The sequence below is a fragment of the Streptomyces sp. 1-11 genome (assembly GCF_007176755.1).
Classification (GTDB): Bacteria; Actinomycetota; Actinomycetes; order Streptomycetales; family Streptomycetaceae; genus Streptomyces.
This window is the reverse complement of sequence record NZ_BJTV01000003.1, coordinates 183,364-203,663: the sequence shown is the minus strand read 5'-3', so window position 1 is coordinate 203,663 and position 20,300 is coordinate 183,364. Positions and strand designations below refer to the sequence as shown.

Here is a 20,300-nt window from a genome sequence, read left to right as displayed (position 1 = left end):
GTGCGGGTGACGAAGCGTACCGAGTGCGTGACGTAACGTCGCAGCGTGATCGAACCGCACGCTCCCGCTCGCCCGGGGGCCTCGCCCTGGACGGCCCCCGTACGGCTGCCGGTGCGGCCCCGCACCGGGCGGTTCCTGGTCCTCGCGTGCGTCTTCGTCTGCGCCGCCTGCGGGCTGGTGTACGAACTCGAACTCGTGGCCTTCGCCTCGTACCTGATCGGCGACTCGGTCACCCAGGCGTCCGTGGTGCTGTCCGTGATGGTGTTCGCGATGGGCGTCGGCTCCCTCGCGGCCAAACGGCTGCGCTGGCACGCGGCCGCCGGGTTCGGCGCGATCGAGATCGCGCTCGCCCTGGTCGGCGGCTGCAGCGCGATGGCGCTGTACGCGGTCTTCGCCTGGACCGGCGGCTGGGGCGGGATCTGGGCGGACGGCCCGCGCTGTCTGCTGGTCGCCTTCTCGCTCGCCATCGGCCTGCTCGTGGGCGCAGAGGTGCCGCTGCTGATGGAGCTGATCCAGCGCATCCGCCGCCAGGACGCGGGCGGCGCGGTCGCCGACCTGTTCGCCGCCGACTACGTGGGCGCGCTGGTCGGCGGTCTCGCCTTCCCGTTCCTGCTGCTGCCGTTCCTCGGCCAGTTGACCGGGGCGCTGCTCACCGGCGCGGTCAACGTGCTCGCCGGGGGCGCCCTGGTGCTCGGCCTGTTCCGCCGCGACCTGAGCCGCCGCGCCCGCTGGACCCTGCTGCCGGCCGGCCTCGCCGTGCTCGGCGTCCTCGGCTGCGCGGCCGCCCTCGCCGGCGACTTCGAACGCGCCGCCCGGCACGCGGTGTACGGCGGGGACGTGCGGGTCGCCGTGCGGACCGGCGGGCAGGAGGTGGTCCTCGCCGGCGGCACGGGGGGCCGGCCCCTGTACCTCTACCTGGACGGCCGGCTCCGGGCCGGCGGCCGCGACGCGCTGCGCCGTCCCGAGGCCCTCGTCCAGCCCGCGCTGAGCGGCCAGCACGCGCGCGTGCTGATCCTCGGCGGCGGCGACGGCCTGGCCGCCCGCGAGGTCCTGCGCCACCGCGACGTGCGCCGCGTCGACCTGGTCGAGCCCGACGCCGGCCTCACCCGCCTGGCCCGCCGCGACCCCGGCCTGTCCCGCCTCAACGGCCACGCCTACGCGGACCCCCGCCTGCGCCTGACGACGCAGGACGCGTTCACCTGGCTGCGCGGGGCGCCGGCGGGGGCGTACGACGTCCTGATCGCGGACCTGCCCGACCCGGGCGTCACCGCCGGCGCCAAGCTGTACTCCCAGGAGTTCTACGGCCTGGCCCGCCGCGCCCTCGCGGCCGACGGGCGGCTCGTGGTGCACGCCGGCCCGGTCACCGCCCGCCCCCGCGCCTTCTGGACGGTGGCCGCGACCCTGCGGGCGGCCGGCTTCGCCACCACCCCCTACCGGGTCCCCGGCCGGGACCCCGGGTTCCCGGCCGCCCCCGGCCGCCCGGCCGACGCCGCCCGGGCCCCGGACGACTGGGGGTTCCTGCTGGCGGCTCCCGGCGCTACGGCGCCGCGGCTGCGGCTCGACCCGCGGGGACCCCGGCCGCGCACCCTCACCGAGGACGACCTGGCATCCGACGCGCGCGCGGCGGCCGCCACCCGGATCGCGGGGCTGCCGGCCTCGACGCTGGTGCACCCGCGCTACTGACCCGGGCGTCCGGGGTACTGGTCCCGGCGCCCGCGCCGCTGATCCGGGCACCCGGGCCACTGGCCCCGGCGCCCGCGGCACCGACCCCGGCGTGCGCTGCACCGGCCCCGGCTGGCGCGGCACCGACCGGGCGGCACCGACCCCCGCGCCCGCGCTACTGACCCGGGCGGCATCGACCCCGGCTGCCCGTGGCTCACGGGCAGCCGTCGACGGACTGCTGGGCCCACACGGTCTTGCCCTCGGCCTGGTACCGGATGCCCCAGTCGTCGGCCAGGGCGGCGACGATGAACAGCCCGCGCCCGGTCTCGTCGCTGGTGCGGGCGTGCTGGACGTGCGGCGCGGACATCGCGCTGTCGCTGACCTCGCACGTCAGCATGCCGTTGCAGATCAGGCGCAGGCGCATCGGCGGCTCCCCGTAGCGCACCGCGTTGCCCACCAGTTCGCTGACGATCAGCTCCGAGGTGAACGCGACCTCCTGGTCCACCCCCCACTCCCGCAGCCGGCGCCGGGCCTCCGCGCGCGCGAACGGCCCGGCCTCGGGGCCTGGCGGCAGCGCACAGCCGAAGACCCGGTCGGCGGGCAGCGCGGAGGTGCGCCCGAGCAGCAGCAGCGCGTCCTCCGTGCGCCGCCCGTCGCTGACGGCGTAGGCGATGGCGTCGCACAGATCCGGCAGCGGCCGGTGGGCGTGCTCGTCGAACAGGGCGCGCAGCCGCGCGGAGGGCGCGAGGACGTCCTGCGCCACGACGCGGGTGCCGATCGCCACCGTGCTCCCGGCCGGCAGGTCGACCGTGGTGGCCGGGAACGGGGCGTTGCCGGGGCCGGCGAGCAGCGGTCCCGCGGGCACCGGGACCACCTTCGGTGCGCCGTCGGGCGGGACCACGACCGGCTCCGAGAGACCCGCCCGCACGAAGGTGCAGGTCAGGTCGATCGGGTCGTAGACGGCGATCAGGCAGCTCGCGGTCAGCGGCTCCCGGTGCAGCGGGTCGCCCGCGGGCAGGGCGGCGCGCTCCGCGGCGAGCCGGGCCGCGGTGTCGCTCAGCCGGGCCATCAGCTCGTCCGGCGCCAGGTCCAGGGCCGCCAGCGACTGGATCACCGTACGGAGCTGCCCCATCGTGGTCGCGGCGGCCATGCCGTGGCCGGCCACCTCGCCGACGACCAGCGCGGTCCGGGCGCCCGCCATGCCGATGACGTCGAACCAGGCGCCGCCGCCCTCGGGGGCGGGCAGGTGCAGGTGGGCCGGTTCGACGGTGGCCTGCGCCGGCGGCCGCTGGGGGAGCAGTCTGCGCTGCACGGTCGCCGCGATGGTCCGCTCCCTCGCGTAGCGCCGGGCGTTGTCGATGCAGAGCGCGGCGTGCGCGCAGACGTCGGCGGCGAGGGCGACGTCCGCGTCCTGGAAGGGTTCCTCGTCGCGGTGCCGGTAGAAGCTGGCCACGCCGAGCGCGGCGCCGCGCAGCGCCAGCGGGGCGACGATCAGGGAGTGGGCGCCGGAGGCCCGGATGGCGTCCGCCCGGGGCGGATCGGCCGCGAGCCACAGGCTGTCCTCCGCGACCCGGACGAGCCGCGGCCGCAGGTCGGTGAGCACCCGGGAGAACGGCGTGCCGTAGGGCAGCCGCCGCACCTCGCCCAGCGGGTACGCCGACACCACGCCCCGGAAAGCGGCCCGGCGCAGCGGCACCTCGCGGCCGACCGGGACCACCGGCGGAGCCTCCCCGCGCACCACCTCCTCGACCACCTCGACCACGGCGATGCCGGAGAACCGCGGCACGACGGCGTCCACGAACTCCTGGCAGGTGGACAGCACGTCCAGCCGCCCGCCGACCCGGCGCCGCACCTCGTCCACCACGGAGAGCCGCCACAGGGCGTGTTCGCGCTCGGTCACGTCGACGGCCGAGGCGACCAGGCCGAGGACGTCGCCGCCCGCGTTCTCCAGGCGCACGTAGGAGACGGAGTAGATCCTGTGCTCACCGCCGGCCGCACCCGGCGTCACCCGCACGATCCGGTTCAGCTCCGCCCGGCCGGTCTCCAGCACCCGGCGCGCCGCCGCCTCCTCCTGCGCGGGGTCGGCCAGGCCGTACGCCCGGGAGAAGACCCGGCCCGGCAGCCGGTCGACCGCCGTGCCGCGCAGCGTGCGGGTGGCGGTGTTGACGCGGACGATGCGCAGCCGGTCGTCCAGGACGTGCAGGCCCACCGGCGAGTGGGCGAACATCGCCCGCAGGATGGCGAGGTCCTCCCCGGACGCGGCCTCCGCCGTGGCGCTCACCTCCCACTCCAGCGTCCCGTCCGTGAGCACGGGCCTGACCAGCAGGGGCCGCATCGCCTCCGGGCGGGCGCGGCCGGCCGGGCCGCCCGCGGTGATCTCGCGCAGCAGTGACACCGCGGTCCGTCCGACGGCCTCCTCGGCGGACCGGCCGAACGCCTCCTGGGCCGCACGGTGCCACTCGAGCACCCGGCCGGCCTCGTCGAGACGCATGAGCCGGTCGTCGCTGGGCATCAAGGCACCACCTCCGCCCCCATGCATGCCCGCGTCGCGCACCGGCCCGGCCCGATCCCGGCAAGCTGCCGCCGTACGGGGCACTCCCGGGCTCGCGGGCGGCCCGCGGCAGCGGGTTCACGGCTTCCGCGCGCGGGAGGGTGCGTTCCGGCCGGGACTGGGTAGGCTCAGCCGACATGGAGCACCAGGTCTTCGTCCCGGTTCCGGCCGACCGGCTCAGGGAGGCGCTCGCCGAGCCCGCCCGGGTCGCCCGGGCGGTCCCCGGACTCCAGCAGGACGCCGGTGCCGAACCCGTCGCGGGACGGCTCAAGCTGCGGGTCGGCGGACACTCCGTCACCTACCGCGGGGCGTTGCGCATCACGCCCCGCGAGGACGGCAGTTACGCCGTCGACGGCGAGGCCGGCGAGGCCCGCGGCAGCGGCACCGCCAAGGTCGCGCTCACCCTGCGCCTCGCGGGCAGCCAGGACGGCACCACCGTCACGGTCGAGGGCACCGCGGACGCCGACGGGCGCATCGCGGAGCTGCCGGCGGAGGCGGTCAGCTCGGCGGTCACCCGGCTGCTGAACCGCTTCGTGGAGAGCCTGGCGGCGAGCCCGGACAATCCGGACCGGGCGCCCGGTCCCGAGGCCGCCTCCCTCTTCGAGACCGAGGTCCCGCCGCCCTCCCTCGACCCGGCCGCGGACGCCGCCGACGCCACGGCGGACGACTTCGCCGCCACGGGCGAACCGCCCGCCGAGGCCGCGCACGCGCGCCGGACGATGATCGGCCGCAGCGCGGAGGAGGTCGACCACGCGCCGCCGCGCGGCCGTTACGCCCCCGTCCCGGCCCCCCAGACCGTCGCCGGCAACCAGATCCTGCGCTGGGCGGCCCCCGCGGCCGCCCTGGCCCTGGCCTCCGCGATCGTGGTGAACCGCGCCCTGCGCCGCCGCCGGTAGGGCCTGCCCGACGGCCCAGCAGGGCCTGGGCACGGGCCGGACCGGGCGGACCCGTGCGTGCGGCGGACGCCCTCTTGATCGCCCCAGTAGGGTCGTCCCGTGAGTAACGAAGACATCACGCTGACCGCGGGTGACGCGGAGGTGAGCGTGCGGCCCGGCAACGGCGGCCGTATCGGTGGGCTGCGGATCGGCGGCGTGGAGCTGCTGCGCCAGGGCGAGCGCTACGGCTGCTTCCCGATGGTGCCCTGGTGCGGCCGGGTCCGCGAGGGCCGCTTCCTGGACGGCGCCACCGTCCGCCAGATGCCCCTCAACTCCCCGCCGCACGCCATCCACGGCACCGCGCGCGACGGCGCCTGGCGCACCGCCCGGGCGTCGGCGGACGAGGCTGTCATCACCTACGACCTGACCGACCCCTGGCCGCACCGCGGCCGCGTGACCCAGGTGGTCTCGCTGACCGGGGACAGTCTGACCCTGACCATGTCCGTGGAGGCGTACGACGACTCCTTCCCGGCGCAGATCGGCTGGCACCCCTGGTTCCACCGCAGCCTCGGCGGCGCCGACGTGCTGCTCGACTTCAAGCCCGCCTGGCAGGAGGAGCGCGGCGCCGACCACCTGCCCACCGGCAACCGCGTCGACCCCGGGCCCGGCCCCTGGGACGACTGCTTCGGCATGCCCGGCGGCGTCGACGTCACCCTCACCTGGCCCGGGCAGCTGGAGCTGAAGGTGACCAGCCGCGAGGAGTGGGTGGTCGTCTACGACGAGCAGGCCGAGGCGGTGTGCGTCGAGCCGCAGACCGGCCCGCCCAACGGCCTCAACACCCTCCCGCGCCTGGTCACCCCGCTGGAGCCGCTGGAGGCGACGACCACCTGGACCTGGCGACGCCTCTAAGCTGGGCGGCATGACGGACACACGCGGCGCGCTGCTGCAGCAGATCAAGGACAAGGCCGTGGTGCACGGCAAGGTGACCCTGTCTTCGGGTCTCGAGGCCGACTACTACGTCGACCTGCGCCGCGTCACCCTCGACGGCGAGGCCGCCCCGCTGGTCGGCCAGGTGCTGCTGGACCTGACCGCCGACCTGGAGTTCGACGCGGTGGGCGGCCTCACCATGGGCGCCGACCCGGTGGCGGCCGCCATGCTGCACGCGGCCGCCGCGCGCGGCAGGCGGCTGGACGCGTTCGTCGTCCGCAAGGCCGCCAAGGCGCACGGCCTGCAACGGCGCGTGGAGGGACCGGAGATCGCGGGCCGGCGGGTGCTCGTCGTGGAGGACACCTCCACCACCGGCGGCTCGCCGCTCACCGCCGTCGAGGCCGTGCGCGAGGCGGGCGCCGAGGTCGTCGCCGTCGCGACCATCGTCGACCGGGCCACCGGCGCGGCGGAGAAGATCGAGGCCGGCGCGGGCGTTCCGTACCGGTTCGCCTTCTCGAAGGATGAACTGGGTCTGGACTGACGCCCGGAATTGACCTGGACTTGCCCGTGGCTTGACCGGAGCGCCTCGCACCGGGTCATGTCTGGAAAGATGGGGACGACGATGACGTCACACCCAAGGTCTAGGTCAGGGCCGTAGTACGCAGAACCCCAACCCGCACACTCCAAGGAGCGGACCATGCCCATCGCAACCCCCGAGGTCTACAACGAGATGCTCGACCGGGCGAAGGCAGGCAAGTTCGCCTACCCGGCCATCAACGTCACCTCGAGCCAGACCCTGAACGCCGCCCTGCGCGGCTTCGCGGAGGCGGAGAGCGACGGCATCGTCCAGATCTCCACGGGTGGCGCCGAGTTCCTGGGCGGCCAGTACAGCAAGGACATGGTGACCGGCGCCGTCGCGCTCGCCGAGTACGCGCACATCATCGCCGAGAAGTACCCGGTCAACATCGCGCTGCACACCGACCACTGCCCGAAGGACAAGCTCGACGGGTACGTGCGTCCGCTGCTGGCGCTCTCCCGCAAGCGCGTCGAGGCCGGCCTCGCCCCGCTGTTCCAGTCGCACATGTGGGACGGCTCCGCCGAGACCCTCGCCGACAACCTGGAGATCGCGCAGGAGCTGCTGGAGCAGGCCCGCGCCGCGAAGATCATCCTCGAGGTGGAGATCACCCCGACCGGCGGCGAGGAGGACGGCGTCTCGCACGAGATCAACGACTCCCTCTACACCACGGTCGAGGACGCGATCCGCACCGCCGAGGCCCTGGGCCTGGGCGAGAAGGGCCGCTACCTGCTGGCCGCCTCCTTCGGCAACGTGCACGGCGTCTACAAGCCGGGCAACGTCGTGCTCCGCCCCGAGCTGCTGAAGGAACTGGCCGACGGCGTCTCCGCCAAGTTCGGCAAGGCCGCCCCGTTCGACTTCGTCTTCCACGGCGGCTCCGGCTCCACCGAGCAGGAGATCCTGACCGCGCTCGACAACGGCGTGGTGAAGATGAACATCGACACGGACACCCAGTACGCCTTCACCCGGCCGGTCGCCGCCCACATGTTCAAGAACTACGACGGCGTCCTGAAGGTCGACGGCGAGGTCGGCGACAAGAAGACCTACGACCCGCGCACCTGGGGCAAGCTGGCCGAGGCGAGCATGGCCGCGCGTGTCGTCGAGGCCACGCAGAACCTGCGCTCGGCGGGCAACAAGATCAAGTAAGTCGCCCGTCGCGTCTGTCGCCCAGCGCGTCTTCGGCGGGCCCGGTGCCTCGGCACCGGGCCCGCTGTATATCTGGAGCATGCCCGATGTCCGGCTGGGCTCGCCCCAGGGCAAGTGGATCCTGCTCACCACGGTGCTCGGTTCCAGCATGGCCATGCTGGACTCCACCGTGGTCAACGTCGCGCTGCCGACCATCGGCCGCGACCTGGACGCGAGCCTCGCGGCCCTGCAGTGGACGGTCAACGCCTACATGGTCACGCTGGCCGGCCTGATCCTGCTGGGCGGCTCGCTGGGCGACCGCTACGGCCGCCGGCGGATCTTCGTGCTGGGCGTCGTCTGGTTCGCGGCCGCCTCCCTGCTCTGCGGACTCGCCCCGAACCCGGTGGTGCTGATCGCCGCCCGCGCCCTGCAGGGCGTCGGCGGCGCCCTGCTCACCCCCGGCTCGCTCGCCCTCATCCAGGCCTCCTTCCACCCGGACGACCGCAGCCGGGCGGTCGGGCTCTGGTCCGGCTTCGGCGGGGTCGGCGCGGCCGTCGGCCCGTTCCTGGGCGGCTGGCTGGTGGACGGTCCCGGCTGGCGCTGGGTGTTCCTGCTCAACGTGCCGCTCGCCCTGCTGTGTGCGCCGATCGCCGTACGGCACGTGCCGGAGTCCGCGGCTGGCCCCGGCAAGGGCCGCTTCGACGTCCTCGGCGCCGGGCTCGGGGCGCTCGCCCTGGCCCTGCTCACGTACGCCCTGATCGAGGCGGGCGGCGACGGGGCCGGGGTGGTGGTGAGCGCGCTCCTCGGCCTGGCCGCGGCGGTGGCCTTCGTGTACGTCGAGAGGCACCGCGCCGACCCCATGCTCCCGCCCGGCATCTTCGCCTCACGCCGGTTCACGGCGGTCAACCTGGTCACGCTGTGCGTGTACGCGGCCTTCGGCGGCTTCTTCTTCCTGACCGCGCTCCAGCTCCAGGTGGTGTCCGGCTACTCGCCCCTCCAGGCCGGCACGGCGCTGCTGCCGACGACGGTCCTGATGCTGCTGTTCTCGGCCCGCTCGGGCGCGCTGGCCGACCGCACCGGCCCGCGGCTGCCGCTCACCGTGGGGCCCCTGCTGTGCGCGGCGGCGATGCTGCTGATGCTGCGGGTGGGCGTGCACGCGGACTACCTCACCGACGTCCTGCCCGCGCTCCTCGTCATGGGCGCCGGCATGGTCACCCTGGTCGCCCCGCTGACCGCCACCGTGCTCGCCTCCGTCGACACCGCCCGGGCGGGGCTGGCCAGCGGCATCAACAACGCGGCGGCCCGGGCGGCGGGCCTGGTCGCGGTGGCCGCGCTGCCGCTGCTGACGGGCATGGGGCCGGAGGCGTACCGGTCCCCGGCGGCCTTCGACGCGGCGTTCTCCCGGGCGATGCCCATCTGCGCGGCGGTGCTGCTGCTGGGCGCGGTGCTGGCGTTCACCCTGATCCGCCGGCCGCCGCCCGGCTGCCGCCACCCGGAGTGCCACACCCACTGCGGCGTGACGGCTCCGCCGCTGGAGCCGGAACGACGCGGTTAGCCGCGGGGCGGGGGCGGGGGGTGGGGGGTGGGGGTGGGGTGGTGCCGGGTCACGGGTCGGCTGCGGGTGCGTGGGGGCCGATCGCGCAGTTCCCCGCGCCCCTGTGGGGGTGTCCGGTGTGGTTTGGCTGCGGGTGTGTCGGGGCTGGTCGCGCAGTTCCTCGCGCCCCTACTCGGGCACCCGGTGTCGGCTCCTAGCTGCGGGTGCGTTGTGGCTGGTCGCGCAGTTCCCCGCGCCCCTGGGGTGGCGTCCGGTGTGGTTTGGCTGCGGGTGTGTGGGGGCTGGTCGCGCAGTTCCCCGCGCCCCTGCTCAGGCACCCGGTGTCGGCTCCTAGCTGCGGGCATGCGTGCCGCTAGGGGCGGCACGGGTGGGCGGTGGGGGTCCCCCCGCTCGAGCGAAGCCGAGAGTGGGGGAGGCACCCCGCGAGCGCGGGCAAGCGGAACGCCCTTCGGCCTGCATCAGCACCGGGCACCTCGGTAGCGCCGGGCACCGGACCCACCAACACCGGGCACCCATCAGCACGGGCATCGTCAAGCACCCGTTACCCAGCGAGCATCACACACCCATCAGCACGGGTACCGTCAAGCACCCGGCGAGCCCCGGGCACCGGCAAGCACCACGCACCGGCGAGCACACGCACCCGGCGAGCCCCGGGCACCGGCGTGCACCACAGACCGGTGCTGATCCGCCGTGGAAGCGGGCGTGCGCCAGACTGGGACCATGACGATTCACGAGAACCTCCTCGGCGGCCCGCCTCCCACCCACCTCCCCGACGACCCGGAGCCCCGCGAACTCCTCGCGACCGGCACCGCCCCCGCGGACGTCGCCGCCAAGTACCCCACCTCCTCCCTCGCCTGGGCCCAGCTCGCCGACGAGGCGTTCGAGCGGGGCGCGGTCGTGGAGTCGTACGCCTACGCCCGGACGGGCTACCACCGGGGCCTGGACGCCCTGCGCCGCAGCGGCTGGAAGGGCCACGGCCCGGTGCCCTGGGAGCACGAGCCGAACCGCGGCTTCCTGCGCGCCCTGCACGGCCTCGCCCGCGCCGCCCAGGCGATCGGCGAGCAGGAGGAGTACCAGCGCTGCTCGCAGTTCCTGAAGGACTCCTCGCCCACGGCGGCCCAGACCCTCGGCTGACCCGGGCCGGCCACGGCGTCACCTGTGTGGCCCGTCTGGCAGCAGGCGGGCCTTGCCGTGACCGGAGTGATTGCGGAGGATTCGGGGTGGGGACCGGGGCCCCCGTGCCGGCATCGGCAGGGGCGGACCGCCACCCGGAGCAACAACAGGAGACAGCGATGTCGCAACCGGCTCACCCCCCTCACGAGGCCGCTGAGCCCGAGACCCCGCATCTCGACTTCGCGGGCACGACGCCGTACGAGGACTATGTCCGGGCGGACGTGCTCACCCACCTCCAGCACACCCTCTCCGACGATCCCGGAGAGATGGTCTTCCTGGTGACGACCCAGGTGATGGAGCTGTGGTTCACCGTCGTCGTGCACGAGTGGGAGACGGCCGCGAAGGCCCTCCGCCAGGACGACGTGCCGACCGCGATCGCCGCGCTGAAGCGTTCCGTGCGCGAACTGGAGGCGCTGAACGCCTCCTGGAAGCCGCTCGGCCAGCTCACCCCGGCGCAGTTCAACTCGTACCGCGGCGCCCTCGGCGAGGGCTCCGGATTCCAGTCGGCGATGTACCGCCGGCTGGAGTTCCTGCTCGGCGAGAAGTCCGCGTCGATGCTGGTCCCGCACCGCGGCGCCCCCCGCGCCCACGCGGAGCTGGAGAAGGCCCTGCACGAGCCGAGCCTGTACGACGAGGTGCTCCGGCTCCTCGCCCGCCGCGGCCACGCGATCCCCGCCTCGGTGCTGAACCGGGACGTCACCCAGCGCTACGAGCCCTCGGAGGCCGTCGAGTCGGCCTGGGCCGCTCTCTACTCCGGCGACCAGGACGCCGAGCTGGTGCGTCTGGGGGAGGCCCTGTCCGACGTGGCCGAGCTGGTCTGGCGCTGGCGCAACGACCACCTGGTCGCCACCCGGCGCGCGATGGGCTCGAAGACCGGCACGGGCGGCTCGGCGGGCGTGGCCTGGCTGGAGAAGCGCGCCCGCAAGAACGTCTTCCCCGAGCTGTGGACGGCGAGGTCCCATGTCTGAGCGTCCCGAACTCGCCCTGCGCGCCAAGGAACTGGACGCGGCCGACGAACTGGCCCCGCTGCGCGGGCGCTTCGTCCTCGACGACGTGGTCTACCTGGACGGCAACTCCCTGGGCGCCCTGCCCGTGAACGTCCCGGACCAGGTGGCGGACGTGATCCGCAGGCAGTGGGGCGAGCAGCGCATCCGCTCCTGGGAGGAGAACGGCTGGTGGACGGCTCCGGAGCGGATCGGCGACCGGATCGCCCCGCTGGTCGGCGCGGCACCGGGCCAGATCGTGGTGGGCGACTCCACGAGCGTCAACGTCTTCAAGGCGCTGGTGGCGGCGGTCCGGATGGCGGGCGACGGCCGTGACGAGCTCCTCGTCGACGCGACGACGTTCCCCACGGACGGCTACATCGCCGAGTCGGCCGCCCGGCTGACCGGCCGCACGCTGCGCCCGGTGACCCCGGCGGACGTGCCCGCCGCGCTGAGCGAGCGCACCGCGGCGGTGCTGCTCAACCACGTCGACTACCGCTCCGGCCGGCTGCACGACCTGCCCGGCCTCACCGCCGCGGTCCACGCCCGCGGCGCCCTCGCGGTCTGGGACCTGTGCCACAGCGCGGGCGCGCTGCCGGTCGGCCTGGACGAGCACGGGGTGGACCTGGCGGTCGGCTGCACCTACAAGTACCTGAACGGCGGGCCCGGTTCACCGGCGTACCTGTACGTGCGCCGGGACCTGCAGGACCGATTCGACTCGCCCCTGCCCGGCTGGACCTCGCACGCCGAGCCCTTCGCCATGAGCCCGGCCTACGCGGCGGCGCCGGGCGCGGTGCGCGGCCGGGTCGGCACCCCGGACATCCTCTCCATGCTGGCCCTGGAGGCCGCCCTGGAGGCGTGGGACGGGGTGTCCGTCGAGGCGGTGCGCGCCAAGTCGCTGGCGCTGACGGACTTCTTCCTGGAGTGCGTCGGCGCGTACACCGAGCCGGGCCGGGTCGAGTGCGTGACCCCGGCGGCGCACGCGGAGCGGGGCAGCCAGATCGCGCTGCGCTGCCCCGACGCCGGCGAGGTGATGAAGCGGCTGATCGAACGGGGCGTGGTGGGCGACTTCCGCCACCCCGACGTGCTCCGCTTCGGCTTCACCCCGCTGTACGTGGGCTTCGCGGACACCGAACGCGCGGCCCGGGTGCTGGGAGAGCTGCTGAGCCGGTGACGTGAACGGCGGCGGGGCGCCCCCGGGCCCCCGCCGCCGCCCGGCGACCCCGTGTCCGCGCACGTCACCCGCCTGATACCGTCCCGGCCAACGGCCGGCACCGCGTACCGACCCGTACCCGCCCGGTCCGCCGAACCCATCCCGCCGCTGAGAGGTTGGAGCATGCCGGACGACGCCGCAGCAGCCCGCGCCGCCGCCGAAGAGGAGTCGGCCTTCTCGCACCCCGCGGTCGACCCCGACGCCACCGCCTCCTACGGCGACCACCCCGATCAGGTGATCGACTTCTACGCCCCGCGGACCGGCGCCCCCGGCGCCCCCCTGGTCGTCGTCCTGCACGGCGGGGCCTGGCGCGCCCGCTACGACCGCCGCCACGTCACCCCGTTCGCGGACCATCTGGCCCGCGCCGGCTTCGCCGTGGCCAACGTCGAGTACCGGCGCGGCGGCGAGCCCCTGATCCCGGCGCAGGCACAGGGCGCCGGGCCCGGCCCCTCCGAGGCGACCCCGCCGGCCGGCCGCTGGCCCGACACCTTCGACGACGTGGCCGCCGCCCTGGACGCCCTGCCCGGCCTGGTCCGCGAGGCGCTCCCGCAGGCCGACGCGCGTCGCACGGTGCTCACCGGGCACTCGGCGGGCGGCCACCTCGCCCTGTGGGCCGCGGCCCGGCACGTCCTGCCCGCCGACGCCCCCTGGCGCACCGACGGCCCCGCCCCGCTGCGCGGTGTGGTGGCCCTCGCCCCGGTCGCCGACTTCGACGTGGCGGAGAAACTGGACGTCTGCGGCAACGCCTCCCTGCAACTCCTCGGCGGACACGACCACTTCGCCGAGCGCCGCCCCTACGCGGACCCCGTGCTGCTGCTCCCGAACGGCATCGCCACGACGCTGGTCCAGGGCGAGGCCGACCTGGTGGTGCCCCAGGCGGTGGCCGAGTCGTACGCGAACGCCGCCGAGAAGGCGGGCGAGATGGTGGGCCTGACCCTGCTGGCGGACGTCGGGCACTTCCCGCTCATCGACCCGGCGACCGACGCCTGTGCGGTGGTGGCCGAGGAGATCGCCCAACTCGCCTGGTGAGCCGCCCCGGTCATACCCGTAGTACCTGAGAGCTACCCCGCGGGACAGCTCCCTGGCGGGACGCCGGCGACGCCCTCCGGCTCCTAACTTCCCTTCTGGACAAGCCCGATGGCCGGGCTTCGCGAAGGGAAGCCACCATGGGGCAAGCGCCGCCGCCGACCGCCGGTCCGCACCCGCCGCCGTCCCGCCGGGGCCGGTGGCGGCCGGGGCGGAACAGGCTCTGGCGCCAGGCGCTGCTCACCGCCGCCACGGTCGTCGCCCTGACCGCCGCCGCGCACCCCACGATCCCCGCCCCGCCCCCGGCCCGCCACGCCCCGCCCACCGCGGCGACCCTGGCGTCGGTCTACGCGGCGAACCGGGCCGACGCCGCCGAGGCCGCCGCCATGGCCGCCGCCCACGGCGACGCGCACCGGGCCGCAGCCGACCGGGCGCTGGCCGCCCGCGAGCTGCTCGCCTTCGACGGCCGCGGCCCCGGCCAGGCCACCGAGGTACTCGGCGAGCTGCGCCGGGCCGGCCGCGTCGCCGTCCTGGTGCCCGGCTCGGACACCTCGATCGACACCTACGCCCGCTTCCACCGGGCGGCGGCCGCCCTGTACGACGAGCTCAGGCGCCGCGCCCCCGCCGGCACCCGCGTCGCCGTGGTCGCCTGGCTCGGCTACCGCACCCCCGGCACGGTCAGCACGACGGTGACCACGACCGCGAGGGCCGACGAGGCGGCGCCCCGTCTCCGCGCCCTCACCGGGCAGTTGCGCGCCATCGCCCCCGCGCGGGCCCGGATCTCCCTGCTCTGCCACTCCTACGGCTCCGTCGTCTGCGGCCGGGCCGCGCACGGCCTGGACGTCGGCGACGTCGTCCTCGTCGGCAGCCCGGGCACGGGCGCCGGCACCGTCGCCGGGCTGCACACCCGTGCCCGGGTCTGGGCGGCGCGCGGCAGCCGCGACTGGGTGGCCCACGTCCCGCACGTACGGGCCGGCCTGCCGGGCGCCACCGTCGGCTTCGGCGCCGACCCGGTCTCCCGGGCCTTCGGCGCCCGGGTCTTCGACGCCGCGGACGCCGATCACAGCGGTTACTTCACCCCGGGCTCGGCCGCCCTCGCCAACCTGGCCCGGATCACCCTCGGAGACCCCTCGGAGGTGACCCGTGCCTGAGCCGGTCCCCGGCCCCCGTCGCCGGACTCCCGCCCTCCCCGCGACCGCGAAGGCCCCCCGCCCGCCGCGCCCGACGCACGCGGTACGCCGGGGCGCCCGCCGGGTGGACGCCGCCACCCCGGCCTCCCGGGACCGCGCGGTCGACGCGCTGCGCGCCCTCGCGATCCTCGGTGTGGTCCTCGGCCACTGGCTGGTCACCGCCCTGGTGCCGCAGGACGGGGCGCTGCACACGGCGAGCCCGCTGCGGCATCTGCCGTGGCTGGCCCCCGTCTCCTGGGTCTTCCAGACCCTCGCGGTGTTCTTCCTGGTCGGCGGGCATGTGGCGACGCGCTCACTGGCCTCGGCGCGGACCCGGGGGATCACCTACGGGGCATGGCTGCGCACCCGCCTGGCCCGGCTGCTCCGGCCGGTGCTCGCGCTCCTCGCCCTGTGGACGGCGGCGGCCGCCGCCCTGCTGCTGAGCGGCGTCCCCTTCGCGACGCTGCACACACTGCTCAAACTGGCCCTGTCGCCGCTGTGGTTCCTGCTGGTCTTCGCGGCCCTCACGGCGGTCACCCCGCTGCTCGTCCGGCTCAGCCCGCTCTGGCCGCTGGCCGTCGTCCTGCACGTGGACATCCTCCGCTTCGGCCTGCACACCGGCCCCTCCTGGCTGGGCTGGGTGAACGTGGCGGCCGGCTGGCTGGTCCCGTACACCCTGGGCGCCGCCTGGACCCGCGGTGAGCTGGACGGCCGCCACGCGGCCCGGCTGCTGCTCCTCGGCGGTACGGCGGCCACGGTCCTGCTGGTGACGTGCGCGGGCTATCCCGCGTCCATGGTCGGGGTGCCGGGCGTGGCCGTCTCCAACCTGAACCCGCCGACCCTGGCGGCCGTGACCTTCGGTCTGGCCCAGTGCGGGCTGGCCCTCCTGCTGCGCGGCCGGCTGCGCCGGGCGATGCGCCGCCCGCTCGCCTGGGCGGCCGTGGCCCTGGTCAACCTCTCCGCGATGACCGTCTTCCTGTGGCACCAGACGGCCCTGATGACCACCACGGTCACCGCCCTCGCGGCCGGCCGGCTCCCCGGCCTGCACACCCAGCCGGACGGCCTGCGCTGGGTCGTGGCCCGGCTCCTGTGGCTGCCGGTGTTCACCGCCGTACTCGCCCTGTACTGGGCGGTGTTCCGCTCCTGCGAGCAGGGCGCCCGCCGCCGCGGCGCGAGCGGCGGTTCCGCCGGCCGGTCCCGGGTGGTCCGCGTGCACCGCGCGGCGGACCGGGGCGCGGCGGGCGCCGGCCACCGGACTCACGGGCTCCTCAGCCCTGACGACAGGACCTAGGGTGGACCGTGTGACGGAGACGGGGGGCCGCCGGAGCCCGGTGCTGCTCGCGGACCGGTGGCGGCGCCGGTTGCGGGTGCTGCACGGCGACCTCTGGGACTTCCGGCCGGATCCGCTGCCCGCCTCCAAGTGGCTGCGCTGGCTGCCGCACGGCCTGCTGTGCCTGGCCGCGTTCGGAGTCACCGTCGGCGGCGGCGCGCAGCTCGGGGACAACGGTCACCTGCAGCCCGGAGCGGCCTTCCTGATCGCCCTGGCGCAGGGCGGCGCGATCGTGCTCGCGATGTGGCGGCCCGTAGCGGGCTGGTGGCTGTCGACGGCCGGGACCGTGGTGGGCGCGGCGGCGGTGCGCGGCAGGCTGGACCTGGTGCCCGGCGTGACGTTCACCTGGCCCTGGACCGCGGCCGGCATCGTCGCCCACCTGCTCGTCCTGCTGCTGCTCGCGCTGCGCGTGCGCACCCGGGTCTCGGCCGAGGCGCTGGCCCTGACCGCACTGGTCACCTGGCTCCTGCAGGGCGTGTGGGGCGGCTCGCACTACCAGCCCACCGGAGTCCTCGCCGTCGTCCTGTCCGCGGTCGTCGTGGTGCTCGGCGCCGCCCTGCGCGACCGCCGCGTGGCCCGCGCGGAACTCGTCGAGCAGACCTCCCTGACCTCCGAGGAGCGGGCCCGCCGCACCCTGCTGGAGGAGCGCAGCCGCATCGCCCGGGAACTGCACGACGTGGTCGCGCACCACATGTCGGTCATCTCCATCCAGGCGCAGGTGGCCCCGCACCTCGTCGAGCGGCCGTCACCGGAGCTGGTCGAGAACCTCGCGGGCATACGGCAGAACGCGCTGGAGGCGCTCACCGAACTGCGCCGGGTGCTCGGGGTGCTGCGCTCGGAGAACCCCGAGGACCCCTACGGCCTGGGCGACCCCGGCACCGGCGCCGCCCCGGACGCCCCGCAGCCCACGCTCGACCGGCTCGGCGCGCTGATCGAGAACACCCGGGCGGCCGGGCTGGACGTGACCGCCGAGGTCAGGGGCGTGGTGCGGCCCTGCGCCCCCGGGGTGGAGCTGTCGGCGTACCGGATCGTGCAGGAGGCGCTGAGCAACGCCCTGCGGCACGCGCCCGGTTCGACCGTCCGGGTCGAGGTCGCGCACGGCCCGGACGGGCTGCGGCTCGCGGTGACCAACTCCCGCCCGCGCCGACCGGTCCCGCCCTCCCCGGGGGCCGGGCACGGGCTGCTCGGCATGCGGGAGCGGGCGGCGATGCTCGGCGGCCACGTCACCGCCGTCCCGGCTCCGGACGGCGGTTTCTCGGTCACGGCCTTCCTCCCGCACGGCACGCTGCCGCCGCCCCGGCCGGAACAGCCCGGCCCGCCCCGCCCGTCCACGACAGGAGACCGGACGCCATGACCAGCGGCGCCTGCCCCATCCGCGTACTCGTAGCCGACGACCAGCAGATGGTCCGCCAGGGCTTCACCGTGCTGCTCGACACCAAGCCCGGCATCGAGGTGGTCGGCCAGGCGGTGCACGGTCTGGACGCGATCGCCAAGGTCCGTGAACTGGCGCCCGACGTGGTGCTGATGGACATCCGGATGCCCGAGCTGGGCGGCATCGAGGCGACCCGGCGCATCACCGCCGATCACCCGGACGTCAGGGTCCTGGTGCTGACCACGTTCGACCTGGACGAGTACGTGTACGAGGCGCTGCGCGCGGGGGCCTCCGGGTTCCTGCTGAAGGACGCCTCCGCCGACCAGCTCGCCGAGGCGGTCCGGGTGGTGGCGGCCGGGGACGCGCTGCTCGCCCCGGGCATCACCCGGCGTCTGATCGCCGAGTTCACCCGCCTGGACGGCACGCCCCGGCGCCCGCTGATGCGGCGGGTCGGCGCTCTGACGGAACGGGAGACGGAGGTGCTGACGCTGATCGCGCAAGGGCTGTCGAACGCGGAGATAGCCGGCCGGCTGGTGGTGGCCGAGCAGACCGTGAAGACGCACGTGGGCCGGATCCTGGTGAAGCTGGGGCTGCGCGACCGCACCCAGGCGGCCGTCTTCGCCTACGAGTCGGGTCTGGTGCGGCCGTCCGGCCACTGACGCCCGGCGGAGCCGTAGTACTTCAGGAGGACGCCCGAGGACCCCTCTGTGAGGGGACGACCGCGGCCCCGGTCCGGCCTACCGTTGCCACGTGACCGAGACGACGCACACGCAGACGGCCCCGGCGGGCGCGGCCGGGCGGCCGCGCAGCCCCGAGTGGCGGCTCGCCGGGGACGCCCTGCGCGGCCTGCGGCAGGACCTGTTCGACGACGCCTTCGCCTACCGTCCGCTGCCCCGCACGGCGGCCGGTGACCGGCCCGGCGGCCTGGGGCGGCACTCGGGCTGGACACCGCACGCGGTCGTCGTCGGCCTCGGCGGGCTGGCGATGCTGGTCGCGCTGGCGAGCACGGCCGGCTCCGGGCTGCCCTCGCTGCTGTGCGGGCTGCTGGCGCTGGGACCGGTGCTGCTCACCCTGGTGCGGCCGGTGGGCGCGTTCTGGGCCTCGCTCGGCGCGACCACGCTCGCCTCCGTCGTCGGCGGGGCGACCGGCATGGACTGGCCGTGGGGCCCGGGCAGCTTCGTCTCGCACCTGACGGTGGTCACGGTCGTCGCGATACGCACCCGCCCGCGCACGGCGGCCTGGATGTGGGTGCTCACCGCGGTCTACGGCTTCGTCGCCGACACCCTCCTCGGCTGGGACCGCTACACCACGGACGTGGCCCCGATGCTGATCCTGTCGGCGCTGGTGCTGCTGGTCGTCACCGTCCGGCACACCCGCCGGCAGGCCCAGCGGGAGGTCACCGAGCAGCGGACGGTGACCGCGGAGGAACGCTCCCGGCGCACCCTGCTGGAGGAGCGCACGACCATCGCCCGCGAGCTGCACGACGTGGTCGCGCACCACATGTCGGTGGTCGCCATCCAGGCCGAGGCGGCGCCGTACCGGGTGGAGAACCCGCCGGAGGAGCTGGAGAAGGCGTTCGCCACCATCCGGGAGAACGCGGTGGCGGCGCTGACCGAGCTGCGCCGGGTCCTCGGGGTCGTCCGCGCGGAGGACTACGAGGCCCCCGACGCCCCGCAGCCCACCCTCGCCGACCTCGACCGGCTGCTGGCCAACGTGCGGCAGGCCGGTCTCGGCGTGGAGAAGGCGGTGACCGGCGCGGTGCGCGAACTGCCGCAGGGCGTGGAGCTGTCGGCGTACCGGATCGTGCAGGAGGCGCTGAGCAACTCCCTGCGGCACGCGCCCGGCGCGGACGCCCGGGTGGAGATCGGTTACGTGCTCGGCGGACTCGGCCTGCGCGTGGTCAACGGCCCGCCGCCCGCTCCCCACCTCGTGAAGCCGTCCCCCGGAGCCGGCCACGGCATCACCGGCATGCGGGAGCGGGTCGCCATGCTGAACGGCGAGATGACGGCGGGGCCGACGGCCGACGGGGGGTACGAGGTGACGGTGTTCCTGCCGGTCCCGGCGGCCGCGGTGATCGAGGACGGGGCATGACGATCCGGGTCCTGGTCGCCGACGACCAGATGATGGTGCGCGAGGGCTTCTCGGTCCTGCTGAACGCGATGCCGGACATCGAGGTCGTCGGGGAGGCCGTCAACGGCCGGGAGGCGGTCGAGCGGGTGCGGGAACTCGCCCCGGACGTAGTGCTGATGGACATCCGCATGCCCGAACTGAACGGCATCGAGGCCACCCGGGAGATCGTCGCCGCGGACGGCGCCGCGAAGGTGCTGGTGCTGACCACGTTCGACCTGGACGAGTACGTGTACCAAGCGCTGCGCGCCGGGGCCTCCGGGTTCCTGCTGAAGGACGCCTCGGCCCGTCAGCTGGCCGACGGGGTCCGGGTGGTGGCCTCCGGCGAGGCACTGCTCGCCCCCTCGGTGACCAGGCGGCTGATCACCGAGTTCTCCCGGCTCGCGGACTCCCCGCGGCTGATGCCGTCGGCACAGGCGGCCTACGGGGAGCTGACCGAACGGGAGACGGAGGTGCTGGTCCTGATCGCGCAGGGCCTGTCGAACGCGGAGATTGCCGGGCGGCTGGTGGTGGCCGAGTCGACGATCAAGACGCATGTGAGCCGGATCCTGGTGAAGCTGGGCCTGCGGGACCGCACCCAGGCGGCGGTGTTCGCGTACGAGGCGAGGCTGGTCACACCGGGCTGAGCCGGGCTAGCG

Annotated in this window: 17 protein-coding genes; 16 read left to right on the top strand and 1 reads right to left on the bottom strand. The window is 75.4% G+C overall.

What is annotated here, in order from left to right:
- Nucleotides 1–45 precede the first annotated feature (45 nt).
- Nucleotides 46–1,683 carry a polyamine aminopropyltransferase gene (locus TNCT1_RS07915; RefSeq protein ID WP_143629848.1) on the top strand — a complete coding sequence of 546 codons (1,638 nt, stop codon included), beginning with the start codon at nucleotides 46–48 and terminating at the stop codon, nucleotides 1,681–1,683.
- A gap of 193 nt (nucleotides 1,684–1,876) precedes the next feature.
- Here the strand turns inward: TNCT1_RS07915 and TNCT1_RS07910 are convergent, their stop codons facing one another.
- Nucleotides 1,877–4,174, bottom strand: coding sequence for a SpoIIE family protein phosphatase (locus TNCT1_RS07910; RefSeq protein ID WP_235902417.1), 2,298 nt, complete (start codon nucleotides 4,172–4,174; stop codon nucleotides 1,877–1,879).
- Between the two features lie 176 nt (nucleotides 4,175–4,350).
- Between TNCT1_RS07910 and TNCT1_RS07905 the strand changes: the two genes are divergently transcribed.
- The 15 genes from TNCT1_RS07905 (at nucleotide 4,351) to TNCT1_RS07835 (ending at nucleotide 20,288) form a co-directional block, all read left to right on the top strand.
- Nucleotides 4,351–5,109, top strand: a complete 759-nt coding sequence (locus TNCT1_RS07905) for an SRPBCC domain-containing protein (RefSeq protein WP_143629846.1) — start codon at nucleotides 4,351–4,353, stop codon at nucleotides 5,107–5,109.
- Nucleotides 5,110–5,208: 99 nt separating this feature from the next.
- Nucleotides 5,209–5,997 carry an aldose 1-epimerase gene (locus TNCT1_RS07900; RefSeq protein WP_143629844.1) on the top strand — a complete coding sequence of 263 codons (789 nt, stop codon included), beginning with the start codon at nucleotides 5,209–5,211 and terminating at the stop codon, nucleotides 5,995–5,997.
- 10 nt (nucleotides 5,998–6,007) lie between these two features.
- On the top strand, nucleotides 6,008–6,556 hold the full coding sequence (pyrE, locus tag TNCT1_RS07895; protein WP_143629842.1) for an orotate phosphoribosyltransferase: 549 nt from the start codon (nucleotides 6,008–6,010) through the stop codon (nucleotides 6,554–6,556).
- Nucleotides 6,557–6,712: 156 nt separating this feature from the next.
- Nucleotides 6,713–7,735, top strand: coding sequence for a class II fructose-bisphosphate aldolase (gene fbaA / locus TNCT1_RS07890; RefSeq protein ID WP_143629839.1), 1,023 nt, complete (start codon nucleotides 6,713–6,715; stop codon nucleotides 7,733–7,735).
- 79 nt (nucleotides 7,736–7,814) lie between these two features.
- On the top strand, nucleotides 7,815–9,269 hold the full coding sequence (locus TNCT1_RS07885; protein ID WP_143629837.1) for an MFS transporter: 1,455 nt from the start codon (nucleotides 7,815–7,817) through the stop codon (nucleotides 9,267–9,269).
- Nucleotides 9,270–9,989: 720 nt separating this feature from the next.
- A complete protein-coding gene (locus TNCT1_RS07880; RefSeq protein WP_143629836.1) occupies nucleotides 9,990–10,403 on the top strand; it encodes a DUF3151 domain-containing protein in 414 nt (137 codons plus the stop codon).
- Nucleotides 10,404–10,561: 158 nt separating this feature from the next.
- Nucleotides 10,562–11,410: a tryptophan 2,3-dioxygenase family protein gene (locus TNCT1_RS07875; RefSeq protein ID WP_143629833.1), complete on the top strand. Its 849-nt coding sequence runs from the start codon at nucleotides 10,562–10,564 to the stop codon at nucleotides 11,408–11,410.
- Nucleotides 11,403–12,599 carry a kynureninase gene (gene kynU, locus TNCT1_RS07870; protein ID WP_143629831.1) on the top strand — a complete coding sequence of 399 codons (1,197 nt, stop codon included), beginning with the start codon at nucleotides 11,403–11,405 and terminating at the stop codon, nucleotides 12,597–12,599. Before TNCT1_RS07875 ends, kynU begins: the two co-directional genes overlap by 8 nt.
- Before the next feature lie 162 nt (nucleotides 12,600–12,761).
- On the top strand, nucleotides 12,762–13,667 hold the full coding sequence (locus tag TNCT1_RS07865; protein WP_143629829.1) for an alpha/beta hydrolase: 906 nt from the start codon (nucleotides 12,762–12,764) through the stop codon (nucleotides 13,665–13,667).
- 137 nt (nucleotides 13,668–13,804) lie between these two features.
- Entirely contained in the window at nucleotides 13,805–14,815 is a 1,011-nt protein-coding gene (locus TNCT1_RS07860) for an alpha/beta hydrolase (protein ID WP_143629827.1), read from the top strand.
- 103 nt (nucleotides 14,816–14,918) lie between these two features.
- On the top strand, nucleotides 14,919–16,124 hold the full coding sequence (locus TNCT1_RS07855; RefSeq protein ID WP_235902462.1) for an acyltransferase: 1,206 nt from the start codon (nucleotides 14,919–14,921) through the stop codon (nucleotides 16,122–16,124).
- Between the two features lie 10 nt (nucleotides 16,125–16,134).
- Nucleotides 16,135–17,517, top strand: a complete 1,383-nt coding sequence (locus tag TNCT1_RS07850) for a sensor histidine kinase (protein WP_235902415.1) — start codon at nucleotides 16,135–16,137, stop codon at nucleotides 17,515–17,517.
- Nucleotides 17,514–18,194, top strand: coding sequence for a response regulator transcription factor (locus TNCT1_RS07845; RefSeq protein WP_143629823.1), 681 nt, complete (start codon nucleotides 17,514–17,516; stop codon nucleotides 18,192–18,194). The genes TNCT1_RS07850 and TNCT1_RS07845 overlap by 4 nt, the downstream gene beginning before the upstream one ends.
- 91 nt (nucleotides 18,195–18,285) lie before the next feature.
- On the top strand, nucleotides 18,286–19,626 hold the full coding sequence (locus TNCT1_RS07840; protein WP_143629820.1) for a histidine kinase: 1,341 nt from the start codon (nucleotides 18,286–18,288) through the stop codon (nucleotides 19,624–19,626).
- Entirely contained in the window at nucleotides 19,623–20,288 is a 666-nt protein-coding gene (locus TNCT1_RS07835) for a response regulator transcription factor (protein ID WP_143629818.1), read from the top strand. Before TNCT1_RS07840 ends, TNCT1_RS07835 begins: the two co-directional genes overlap by 4 nt.
- The last annotated feature ends 12 nt before the right edge of the window (nucleotides 20,289–20,300 follow it).